9 protein-coding genes and 1 pseudogene are annotated in these 11,758 nt (G+C 52.0%); 3 read left to right on the top strand and 7 right to left on the bottom strand.

Features of this window, described 5'->3' with window-relative positions; genetic code table 11:
- Positions 1 to 330 precede the first annotated feature (330 nt).
- Positions 331 to 972 carry a hypothetical protein gene (locus tag AC4BAN_RS00895; RefSeq protein WP_490562472.1) on the bottom strand — a complete coding sequence of 214 codons (642 nt, stop codon included), beginning with the start codon at positions 970 to 972 and terminating at the stop codon, positions 331 to 333.
- Between the two features lie 175 nt (positions 973 to 1,147).
- On the opposite strand from AC4BAN_RS00895, the gene AC4BAN_RS00890 reads away from it, so the two are divergent.
- The 3 genes and pseudogenes from AC4BAN_RS00890 (at position 1,148) to AC4BAN_RS00880 (ending at position 4,384) form a co-directional block, all read left to right on the top strand.
- The gene (locus AC4BAN_RS00890; RefSeq protein WP_490562471.1) at positions 1,148 to 2,707 is read left to right on the top strand and encodes a vitamin K epoxide reductase family protein; all 1,560 of its coding nucleotides are present in this window, start codon (positions 1,148 to 1,150) and stop codon (positions 2,705 to 2,707) included.
- A pseudogene (locus AC4BAN_RS00885) lies at positions 2,707 to 4,020 on the top strand (amylo-alpha-1,6-glucosidase). Before AC4BAN_RS00890 ends, AC4BAN_RS00885 begins: the two are co-directional and overlap by 1 nt.
- Before the next feature lie 130 nt (positions 4,021 to 4,150).
- Positions 4,151 to 4,384, top strand: coding sequence for a hypothetical protein (locus tag AC4BAN_RS00880; protein WP_490562470.1), 234 nt, complete (start codon positions 4,151 to 4,153; stop codon positions 4,382 to 4,384).
- Between the two features lie 47 nt (positions 4,385 to 4,431).
- Here the strand turns inward: AC4BAN_RS00880 and AC4BAN_RS00875 are convergent, their stop codons facing one another.
- The 6 genes from AC4BAN_RS00875 to AC4BAN_RS00850 all read right to left on the bottom strand — a co-directional run bounded on the left by AC4BAN_RS00875 (position 4,432) and on the right by AC4BAN_RS00850 (position 11,687).
- Complete coding sequence (locus AC4BAN_RS00875; protein ID WP_490562469.1) at positions 4,432 to 4,881, bottom strand: DMT family transporter; 450 nt, start codon at positions 4,879 to 4,881, stop codon at positions 4,432 to 4,434.
- A 150-nt stretch (positions 4,882 to 5,031) separates the two neighbouring features.
- Positions 5,032 to 5,664 carry a DUF3347 domain-containing protein gene (locus AC4BAN_RS00870; RefSeq protein ID WP_490562468.1) on the bottom strand — a complete coding sequence of 211 codons (633 nt, stop codon included), beginning with the start codon at positions 5,662 to 5,664 and terminating at the stop codon, positions 5,032 to 5,034.
- Between the two features lie 142 nt (positions 5,665 to 5,806).
- Positions 5,807 to 7,018: an efflux RND transporter periplasmic adaptor subunit gene (locus AC4BAN_RS00865; protein ID WP_490562467.1), complete on the bottom strand. Its 1,212-nt coding sequence runs from the start codon at positions 7,016 to 7,018 to the stop codon at positions 5,807 to 5,809.
- Between the two features lie 61 nt (positions 7,019 to 7,079).
- On the bottom strand, positions 7,080 to 8,396 hold the full coding sequence (locus AC4BAN_RS00860; protein WP_490562466.1) for a heavy metal-binding domain-containing protein: 1,317 nt from the start codon (positions 8,394 to 8,396) through the stop codon (positions 7,080 to 7,082).
- A gap of 83 nt (positions 8,397 to 8,479) precedes the next feature.
- Entirely contained in the window at positions 8,480 to 9,688 is a 1,209-nt protein-coding gene (locus AC4BAN_RS00855) for a TolC family protein (protein WP_490562465.1), read from the bottom strand.
- Positions 9,689 to 9,788: 100 nt separating this feature from the next.
- Positions 9,789 to 11,687 (bottom strand): efflux RND transporter permease subunit, encoded by a 1,899-nt coding sequence (locus tag AC4BAN_RS00850; protein WP_490562464.1) that lies wholly within the window; start codon positions 11,685 to 11,687, stop codon positions 9,789 to 9,791.
- Positions 11,688 to 11,758: the final 71 nt, after the last annotated feature.

Genomic DNA, 11,758 nt, shown 5'->3' with positions numbered 1-11,758 from the left:
TGGCAGATAAGTAACCGGCGGCCGCCTGATCAAACTGATAGGCTACATGTAAGCGCATCATCGCCTGGCTGAACCAACAAGTATGGTTTCTCCGATCAGGAAATTGCAGCTATACAGTGCGCAGGAGTTAGAGGGATTAGGGGAGAATGCAGGCAGTACAAAGTGTGGACTTTACCACACACAAAAGGCTCTGGTAGTGAAGCGTCAGGGGAATGTCTCAACGAGCAAGCTGCTGGGTTAAAACAAGGGTGTGAGAGTTAAAAATGTACTGTGATGGATACCTGTATGCAGCTAAGTGTAAAGTAAGCTATTGCAATCACGCTTGCGAACTTATTCTTCCGTTTCTTGCAGGTGCACCAGGTAGGAGGTCAGCTTATCCCATTGCAGCTCTTGTATGCCCGCCCAGCCGCCTTCTGCCATAAGGGTGTTTAGCAGCGAGCGTTCGCCAGCTTCCTCGCCCTGGTTGTTAATGCCTTCGTTCTTACCTATTTCATAGCCGATCAATGTATTCCCTCTCCGTTCAACCCGGAAAGTGCTGCTGGCTTCCTTTATAAAGAAATGTTCGGTTTTTGCATCTCCTGCGCCTGTTTCCTGGGGTTGCTCGCAAGGGTGTACGATGAATTCAGCAAGATTTTCCTGCACAAGCATATCTGTTATTCGTACCCAGTTGTCCAGGGTTGTGCCAGGCAATACTATTTTGATATGGTACCCCTTTTTAGGTTTTTTGGTTGTAGTAGGCTGCCCCTGCTGGTCAAAGAGTTGAAAGGTGGAGTTTATCCCCTCTAAGTTTGACCAGGAGTTGATGTCAAATAATTTTTCGACAGAGCGCTTAAATTCCCTTTGGGCTGTTGCATCGCTTTCAAAAGTATGCTTGTTCGTGTAAACTTTATCCTTGGTGGCTTCCCCTTGTAACACCTTCACTTCTTTCTTTACCTTATCTTTTACCTTCGAGAAAATATCCTTTAACGACATCGTTTTGACCCCTCCTTAAATTTAAATAGTTGATCCTGCCCTGAAAAGATACGCGAAGGCCTTGGCGATGTTAGTGGCAAAGCTGAAATAATTGTTGCAGTACAACAGAACCATATTATCCCTTAACAGCTGAAATCGTATAGGGTACCATGTAACTATAACCCTATCGGATAAAATGGAAAAAGACGGGAAAATTACATCTGGGGAGAACGGACAGAAGCAGGGAGGCATGGGGATGCGCGGCGTAACAAGGCCAATGGCAGAAAAGCAGATGCGGCAACAGCACAAAAAAATGCAGAGCGATGAGGAGTCGCAAAAGCACGAGCACATGGATCCGGAGATGCGAAAAAAAATGCTGCACATGCACCACATGCAAACGCTATGGGTTTACTGGCTCATCATCCTGCTGGGTGCCTGGGTAATGCTTTCGCCGCTCACCTTCGATTATGGCCTGGGTACCGTACTGCCTTCGGGCGGGCGCGAAGTATGGCTTTCGCTGCAGCAACGCATTGCATTAATGAAGTGGAGCGACATCATCAGTGGCGCTTTGTTGATTTTCTTTGGTTGGCGCGGCCTTACCCCAAATCGGCCCATCAGCCTCTGGATCTGCTGTTTTGTGGGTATTTGGCTTACCATGGCGCCCTTACTGTTCTGGTCGCCCACGGCGGTGGCCTATCTCAACGATACCCTGGTAGGGGCGCTGCTCATTGCCTTAACCATCCTCATTCCGGGCATGCCTAATATGATCATGTATATGAAAATGGGCCCCAAAATTCCGCCTGGGTGGACGTACAACCCCTCCAGTTGGCCGCAGCGCTGGATCATGATGGTGCTTGGCTTCTTGGGCTGGGTGGTGTCGCGCTACCTGGCAGCCTTTCAACTGGGTTACATCGATGCGGTGTGGGACCCGTTCTTCGGCGCACAGTCGGAGCAGGTACTAAACTCCAGCATGTCGCATTCCTTACCGATATCCGATGCCGGCTTGGGTGCCATTGCCTATACTTTTGAGTTCCTGATGGGTTGGATGGGCAGCCCGGCGCGGTGGCGCACCATGCCCTGGATGGTGGCTATTTTCGGTGTTCTGGTTATCCCGCTCGGGTTGGTGCATATTTTCCTGGTGATCTCGCAACCGATCCTGGTGGGCGCCTGGTGCACATTCTGCCTGATGGCCGCTGCCATTATGTTGCCGATGCTCCCGCTGGAAGTGGACGAGGTGATCGCCATGATCCAGTTCATGAAAAAGAAAATGCAACAAGGCGAGGGCTTCTGGAAGCTTTTCTGGAAAGGCGGCACGATAGAGGGAGGCGAGAAGGAAGAATATGCCACTGACCTGATTAACCTGCCCGAACAGCCGGTCAAAGTCTTTGCGGCCTCTATCTGGGGCATGAGCTTCCCCTGGACGTTAACTGTGTCCATGCTCTTAGGAATAGCCCTGGTTTTTGCTCCTGGTGTATTCGGTGTAGGCATACAGGCTACCGTGGCAGATATTTTCCACCTGTGCGGTTCGCTAATGGTGGTGGTATCGGTTATTTGCATGGGTGAGCCGATGCGTATCGGGCGTTATTTGAATGTTCTGCTTGGCCTTGCAGTAATCATTGCCCCCTGGTTGCTCGAAAACGTCCCGACAGGGCTTAGCCTTACAGGTGTGGCATTGGGTTTGGCTGTGGCAGCATTGGCAATTCCGCTTGGTCCTAAAACACAGGACTATGGTGCCTGGGACGAATACATCAAGTAATGGGTAAAGGGACAACTAACTTATTTACCGACAGCCAGATAAAGCAGCAGGTGCATGACATCCTGTATGCGAACATGATTGAAGGCCGGAATGGGGGCTATCAGTTCCATTATACCAAACCCTCACCGGGTACTTACCCTTTTCAGTATTTCTGGGATACCTGTTTCCATGTGTTCACTTTAACCTCGCTGGGAGATTATGCTATGGCCAGGAAGCACATAAACAGCTTGTTTCTGCTGCAGCAGCCAAATGGGTTTGTGGGACACATTTTGTACTGGAAACACACATTTCCGGCCCGTGTCACGGATATATTTCAGTTGTCTCCAGAATCCCTTTTCCGGCTCACTAAACCGCACATGTCCGCACTGATACAGCCTCCCCTGGTAGCAGAGGCCGTGTTACGCATTTACCATTGCACCAAAGATTTGTACTTTGTAAAGGAAATGCTGCCTAAGCTAAAAGCTTACTATAACTGGCTGGCGCAGCACCGGGACTTTGAAGGGGAAGGAATACTTTCGATCATATCTCCTTATGAGTCGGGTATGGATTGGAAGGCTAGTTACGATAAAGTACTTGGGTTTAAGGGTGACAAGGCAGACTGGAGGCTTTTCGTGCGGGTGCTATGGCTGGAAATGGGGAACTTCAGAAGGAACTACAACTTAGGTAAAGTTTACGAGGCAGATAATTTTATTGTAAAAGATGCCGGGTTTAACACGATCTACGCGCAGAACCTGCATGCCCTGGCCACCCTGTGCCAGCTTACTGCAGATCCTGACCAAAGGGTGTACTCGGAGCGGGCACAACGGTGCTGCCAGAGTATGCTAAAGTATATGTATGATCCGGAGCAGGAAGCTTTTTTTGATTTGGCAGGGAAAGACATGCGGCAACTAAAAACCAAAACTGCCACAATTTTCTTTCCGGCCATGCTACCCGATATGCCAGCAGAAGTTAGCAGGCGCGTGCTAAAGCGACACTTGTCGCGGTCAAATGGGTTTCACGTTCCATACCCTGTTCCTTCGCTGGCAACAGACGAACCCGCCTTTGACCCGGGCCAATCGGTATACATTTGGCGTGGGCCTACCTGGATTGTGTTTAATTGGTTTCTGCATCGCTACCTGGTCAAGAAAGGGTAATTTAGAGTAGCTGATGAATTACTGGAATCTATGAGAAGGTTGGTGTCTAAAAGCGGATTTCGGGAATATTATAACCCCTTCACAGGAGAAGGATTAGGGGCAAACAGTTTCACATGGTCAGGCTTGATACTGGACATGATCCATAACGGCAAACAGGGTAAAGAAAATCAAAGGTTCTAACTCATAAAGAGTTATAGAAATAATTCCTAAGGCTTATAGGTTTATAGCATAGCAACTATTGATAAAACCCAATAAAACCTTACGCGTTATAAGAGAGGCTTTTTACTTACAAAAATAAAATAGGTTATCTATGGAAAACGACGCTGGAGAATTTATCATGGGTTTTGGAATAATAGGTTTGATATTAGGACTCATACTTTTAGTCATATACCTCTGGAGTATTGTTTGGGCTTACCGCGATGCTGAGAGCAGGGGCAAGCCAGGATGGCTGGTAGCGATTGTGGTGGCTTTTCTGGCCTGGCCCTTAGGACTTTTGGTTTGGCTACTGGTGCGCCCCGATAATAAGACCACTTATAACTCCTAAGCAATAGCAGGCATAAAAAACAGAATGTAACCTTTACCCATCGGTTGCTACTTTCTGTTGATCAGGTATGCTCCTGCAATCAGTGCAAATGCACCGGCAAGCCGTGTAAGTGTAACCGGGCTCTGTTTGATACCGAGCAAGCCAAAATGATCGTATACCAGCGCCAGCGTCAATTGGCCCGCCACCACCAGGGCAAGCAGGTTGGCCACACTCATGCGCTGCACCGTAAAAATGACACTCGTAATAAAAAAAGCCCCTAAAAACCCACCTATGTATTTGTACCAAGCCACGCCTGCTAACTGACTGAATGCAGGGACCTGCTGTTTGGTGGCAAGTATCAGCGCAGCCAGTACCAGCGTGCCTACGCCAAAGGATATAAAGGCCGCCACCAACGGACTGCCCACCGAGGCCCGCAACTGGTTGTTAATGGCCGTCTGGGTTGCCACCGCAAAACCGGCAAGAAAAGGTAAAAGTATGATCCAGTTAGAGGAAGCCATGGCGCATTAAAAGAATTCTTCAAGTATAAAGGTAGTATTCCTGACACAGATTTTGTTCCTGACTACTTCAGAATTTTACAGCCCGGGGCGAGGAAATAAAAAAGCGAACCTCCCGGGAGGCTCGCTTTTTTATGTGTAACAAGCAGCTGACTAATTTTTGAAGACTTCCTCCGTGCTACCACAGGTCATCATGGCCTTACCGAAGTATGGGTTCTGAATCTTGTCGTTTGCGCTTAACCAATATCCCCCTTTGCCATTCATGGCCATTGGGCAATGCTGGTAATACAAAGTGTCATCTGCTGCTCCAAAGGCCTTGGCCATTGAGAACACAGATTCCGACAACAACTCCAGGTTCTCGCGCTGCGCGGCTACATCGCCTGCTGCTGCAATCTTCTGGGCACTGCTTACCACTTCCGCCGTCTTTTCCTCGGCAAACGCTTGCTCGTCGGTGGTCAGGGTGGCAAGAGGCATTGCTTTGGCCACGGTCAGCACTTCGTTGGCTGCCGCTTTGGCAGCAACCGCGTCGGAGGCTACCAAGGCATCCTTCAGCTTCATGTACTGACTTACCAGTTGCTTGGTTTGTGTTTGCATCGGCTCCGACACCGAAGCAAAGGTTGGGGTTTCTACTACTACCGTGCTAGGCATCTGTGCATGATCCATGTCACCATGCTCCATGTCGCCGTGGTTTTCGGTGGTAGCTTCTGTGTTTTCGGTGCTTGTCTCTGAGCAAGCTGTGAAGGCGAAGGCGGCTACTAGGGCCGCCGTAAAAAGGGTCTTTTTCATAATAGGACTTTTAGTTAATTGTTTTTTTTAATAAATGAATAAATAGATAACCGATAAAAATTTTGAAAAGCAGTTTTGGTATAAAGCACCCGGAGTCAATGAGCATGAAGTAAACAGGCACACAGACATTCAGAATACAGAATCAATGCCCATGCCCTGCCATAGGGTTAGCACCTTTCTTAAGCACGAACTCGCTGTAGAGCAGGTAGGCGCCGGTGGTCACTACTTTGTCGTTTTCCTGTATGCCCGAAAGGATGGCCACGTTTTCTGCACTCTCTTCACCCAGTGTAACCATGCGTGCCTGAAATGTGCTTTTCCCGGTCTGCACCCACACGTGGCTCCCTTTTTCATCACGGATTACGGCATCAGTAGGCAGTACCAGGCTGTTTCCATTTTTACCCGGTAGTGTTACGTTTACCTGCATACCCGGCAGATACTGGTCGTTGGGGTTGGGCAGCTCGGCCCGTAAGGTAGCTACCTGGGTGCCCTGGCGGTACTCCGGACTAATAAAGGTGACTTTGGCGGGCACCGGATCTCCGGCAAAGCCCTGCACAGAAACCAGCACCTGGTCACCGGCCTGCACATTGGCCAATTCCTGCGGATACAGTTCTGCTTCCACCCATATCTTGTTAAGCCTGCCAAGGCGGTAAAGCACCGCTCCCTCGGCTACATATTGGCCCTCAGCAGCGCCAACTTCGGTAACTACGCCGGCAGCAGGGGCCACAAAGGTGATGCGCGCATCCACCTGTTGCGAGCGTGCCAAACTTTTTACCTGCCCTTCCGTAAGGCCGAAAAGCAGTAGTTTTTGTTTGGCGGCCTTCAGAAAAGAGGCGAAACGGGGGTTTTCCTGGCCCAGTTCCTGGTTCTGCTTCAGGGCCAGCAGGTACTCGCGTTGCAGTGTCAGTAGCTCCTCAGAATACAGTTCATAAAGCGGCTGCCCTTTCTTCACTGTCTGGCCGGTTTCCTTGATGTAGAGTTTCTCTACCCGGCCCTGTGCGCGGCTGCTGATCACGTCGGTCTGGGTCTCGTCGAGCACAAGTTTGCCGGTGAGCAGCGCGTTGCTTTTCAATTCGCCAAACTTAATGCGCTGCGTACTGATGTTGCCCAGGGCGATCTGGCTCTCGCTCAGCATCAGCTCACCTTTTTCCTTCCCGCTTTGCGAAACAGGCACCAGGTCCATGCCGCAGATGGGGCAGGTGCCCGGCTCCTGCTGCACGATCTGGGGGTGCATTGGGCAGGTATAGGTTACACCGCCGGCGGCGTTCGCCTCACCGTGTTCGTGCGCCTGCTCACTTTGGCAGGCACTGAAGGCCACGAGCAGCAGCAGGAGACATATGTTCAGGTATCGTTTCATTTTTTATATTTTTAGCATTTGCACAACAGCATAGTTCACTATGCTGTTATGCAGCCATAATTTATTGATTATTCACTTTAACAAAACTTTCGCTATCCACCATAAACTGGGCATTGCTTGCGATGATGTCTGCTGGTTGCAGGCCGGAGGTGATCTGTGCCTGTCTGTTGGCGGTGGTTCCAACGGTAACAGCCACGGGTTTATAGGCACCGTTCATCATTTTGAAAACAACTGACCGTGTACCAAGGTCCAGCACAGCCTCGCGGGGAACCCATAGGGAAGGGGTCGTGGTAAAGGTTGCAGTACCTGTAACCAGTTGCCCAACCCGTGCCAGCTTCTGATCACCGGGCAGGTATACCCGTACTTTAGCAAAATTCTCTCCGGCTTCATAAAACGGCTGCACAAAGTCGACCTGCGCTTCCAGTTTTTCGCCGGGCAGCTGCGGAAAGGTGATTTGCACAGGAGCTCCTTTGGTAATGGCTGAAACCTCTCCGGCAGGCAGGTTAAATTCAGCCCAGAGTTGGCTTGGGTTTACCACGCGGAGAAGCGGCTGTCCGGTGCTCACGTACATGCCCTCTCGCAACTGCAACTCGCTGCCAGCCACAGGCACAGCTGTACTTGTGCCGGATGCACCCGCGCCACCCATTCCGGCACCCATTCCTCCTGCCCCGGCCGCAGCCGTAGGGGCAGCGCTTGGGGTGGCAGCCGGAGCTGTGGTGTTAAGGCCGATGACATACCCGTCGTAAGGGCTGTAGATACCAAAAGTATAGCTGGCCTCGCCAGAGCGGAGTAGGCGGCTGATCTGCGCGTCGGTTGCGCCTAGCAGGCGCAACTTCTGCCTGGAGGCCGCAATCAGTGCTTTATCCTCGGGTGCCGATTGTGTCAAATACAGCAGCTCTTTCTGTGCCGTGATCAATTCGGGACTGTACACCTCCATCAGCTTCTGTCCTTTGGTAACTGGCTGGTAGTTATATTTTACCAACAGCTGCTCGATGCGCCCACCCACACGGGCAGGTATGGAATAGATGCGACGCTCGTCGTAAGAAATGACCCCTTCCATCTTCACGGTGGCAGGTACAGTTTTCTGCTCTGTTTTTACCGTGCTGATGGTTGATACCACCGTTGCGTTTGTAGGTTTCAGTAAAAAGGCCAGGTCGTCGGTTATCTCGATGGCCTCCCCCTTAGCGTTCTGGGGCACCAGGTCCATTCCGCAGATGGGGCAGGTGCCCGGTTCATCCTGCACGATCTGGGGGTGCATCGGGCAGGTGTAAGCTGTTTCGTCGGCAGCCGCCACGCCATGCTCGTGCGCCTGCTCATTTTGGCAGGCACTGAAGGCCAGGAGCAGCAGCAGGAGGCATATGTTCAGGTATCGTTTCATTTTTTTTCTAATTATTGAATGTGTGGTTGAGCGAATGAGTAAGTGGAAGCAATATTCACGCATACATTCACTGAATCATTCATTTATTTCTCCAGCTCCCGCTCATACGTTACGGCCAGGCCGTAAAGCGCCTGCAGGTTGTTCAGGTACTCCATCTGGGCCATGTTCAGGGCCTCCCAGGCATCAATCACTTCTGGTAGCTCGGCGCTGTTCTGTTCATAGGCCAGCATGGTCACGTCGTAGTTCTTTTTCAGGGCCGGCAGGATCTTGGTGCGGTAGTTCTCTACCTGCTCCCGCTTTGCATTCAGCTCCAGGGCCATGTTGCGCACCATGCCCTGCGCCTCGTTCAGGATGTTCTCCCGCTCCCGCTGCATGGCCTCAATCTCAAGGTTCATGGCTTTGGTATTGGCTTTGTACATTTTGCTCGACCAGGGCGCAATCGGGATCGTGACCATGCCCATGGCAGTAAACTGGGTGGGCATCATGCTGTTGCGCGGGGCCATGTGGTCGAAGCGCAAGCGAAAGTCTGGTTTGCGCTCCAGCTTTTCCTGCACCACACCCAGGCGCATCGAGGCTATGGTCCGGTCCAGCTGGCGAATATCGCTTCGGGAATCGGTTAAGTACATGGTGTCGGTGGCCAATAGTACGGGTTCAGGAATGCTTACCAGTGTATCTATCTTGAATAGCTGCTCTTTGGGCAGGTTCATCAGGGTGTTGAGCACCACGTTCTGCTGCAATATCTCGTTGCGCGTCATCAGCTGCATGTTCTCTACCTCGTGCAGGCGTGCCTCTGCTTTGTAAATACTGCCCAGTTTGCCCTGGCTGTAGGGATAGCGGATGCGGGCCAGCTTCAACATATATTCCATGATGCGCTCGTTGTCCTGCAATACATCCAGCTTTTTCTCCAGCACCACCCAGTTAAAGTAAGCGGACTTGGCCTGCGCGCGGAGCTCATTGTACACCACCTCTCCCTTCGCCTGCTCAATGGCCGCGCGGGAGTCGAACACCGCCTTCTTTGCGCGCTGCTTGGCCGGGTTCGGAATAGCCTGTTCTGCCGAGATCATATAGGAACCCTCCCGCTCATCCCGCTCCACGCGCTGGCCTGGGTAGGGCAGCATAAACACGCCGGCACCCACCATGGGGGCCATCCAGCTGGTGGCACCTTCCGCATAGGCATCCTGCGCTTTGGCGCGCAGGCCGTACTGCAGCAGCATGGGGTTGTCGCTGCGGATGGTCTGCAGTACACTGTCCAGGCGCACGGGCTGTTGGGCTTGTGCCTGCAACGTAGCCATACTGATTAACAATATGAGCGAGGCAACTGTTTTAAACCCACCTCTACTCCCTCCTGGAAGGGGGCTGATTGCTCGAAAGAGGTAGTAGAATAAGTTTTTCTTAGTGCTTAACATCGTAAATTTCCAGTTTTCCGTATTTTTTTAACTCATACGCTTTCGTCATCTCAAACACCACTGGCGTTACCAGCAGGATATGGATGGACGAGGTAAACACCCCTCCGATCATAGGCAGCACGATAGGCAGCATCACATCTGTACCGATCCCGGATGCCCATAGCACCGGGATCAAGCCGAAAAGTGCTACCGAAACAGTCATGATCTTAGGGCGAAGGCGCTTTGCTGCACCCATGAACACATAATCGCTGATATCCTGCTTTGTGATGGTATCAGAGGAGTTGCCCTTCGTATCCACCAGCTGTTTCATGGCCTCGTTCAGGTACACCACCATCACCATGGCCGTCTCAATGGCCAGTCCGAAGAGGGCAATAAAGCCTACCGCCACCGCCACCGACAAATTTACGCCGTAGAAGTACACGATAAACACACCACCCACCAACGCGAACGGGATGGTGACCAGGTTCAGGAGCGCCTCCTTCATCGACTTAAAGCTGAAGTACAGGATCAGGAAGATAATGAGCAGCACCAGCGGGATGATGAACTGCAGCGTTTTCGTGGCCCGTACCTGGTTCTCCCACTGGCCGCTCCACTCCAGGTAATACCCCTCCGGAATCCCTTTCACCTCTGCATTGATCTTCGCCATGGCCTCCTGCACTGTGCCGCCCAGGTCTCGGTCGCGCACGTTAAAGAGCACGGCCCCGCGCAGCTGCGCATTCTCGGAGTTGATCATCGGCGGACCGTCGGTAAAGTGGATGTCTGCCACAGACGAAAGTGGTATGGTGCCTGCCGACAAGGTCTGGATCGGGATGCGCCTGATGCGCTCCACGCTGTTGCGGTACTCCTGGGCCAGGCGCACATTGATGGAAAAGCGCTCGCGCCCCTCGATGGTATTGCCAATGCTGGCCCCACCCACAGCAGACTCAATGGTCATGTTCACGTCGTCCACTGTCAGGCCATAGCGCCCGAGGGCTTCGCGGTTGATGTCGATCTCGAGGTATTTGCCCCCCGTGATCGGCTCGACATACAAGTCTTTCACTCCCGGAACGGCCTCCAGCTGCTGCTTTACGCGCTCCGAAACGGCATACACAGAATCCAGGTTTTGCCCGTATACCTTCACGCCCACGTCGGTCCGGATACCGGTGGAGAGCATGTTAATGCGATTGATGATGGGCTGCGTCCAGCCGTTTACCACGCCCGGTATCTGCAGCTTCGTGTCCAGTTCCCGGATGATGTCCTGCTTGGTGAGGCCATCGCGCCACTCCGAGCGTGGCTTCAGCATAATAATAGTCTCGATCATACTGATGGGGGAGTTGTCGGTGGCAGTGCTGGCGCGACCTGCCTTGCCAAGCACGCTTTCTACCTCGGGCACCGACTTGATGATCTTGTCCTGCACCTGCAGGATGCGCTTGGCCTCGGCGTTAGACACATCGGGCAGTGTGACCGGCATAAACAGGATGGATCCTTCGTCCAGGGGAGGCATAAACTCTGTGCCCAGGCTGAAGAGCATCGGGATGGCCACCAGCAGGGCCAGCACATTGAGGCCAATGGTGGTTTTGCGCCACTTCAGGCACCATTTCAGTACGGGGCCATATATCCGTTCCAGCCCCCGGTTAATGGGATTGGCGTTATCATCCCGGAACTTCCCTTTCAGAAAGAAGGAGATGAGCACCGGCGTCAGCGTAATGGCCACCACGGCATCCACGATCAGGATAAAGGTTTTGGTCCAGGCCAGCGGACTGAAAAGCTTTCCCTCCTGGCCCGTGAGCAGGAACACCGGCAGGAAAGAGGTGATCACGATGATGGTACTCCAGAACACGCTCGGGCCAACCTGCTTGCTAGCCTTTTCAATGATACGGAGCCTGGTTTCTTTATCTAATTTCATGTTGTTCAATTTTGAATGAACTTTGCTTCTTGTCCTCCCATTACCAGGAAGATGTGTACTTGTGTTATCAG

It is taken from the genome of Pontibacter sp. GD13 (assembly GCF_058216355.1).
This window is presented reverse-complemented; position numbering and strand designations above follow the sequence as displayed.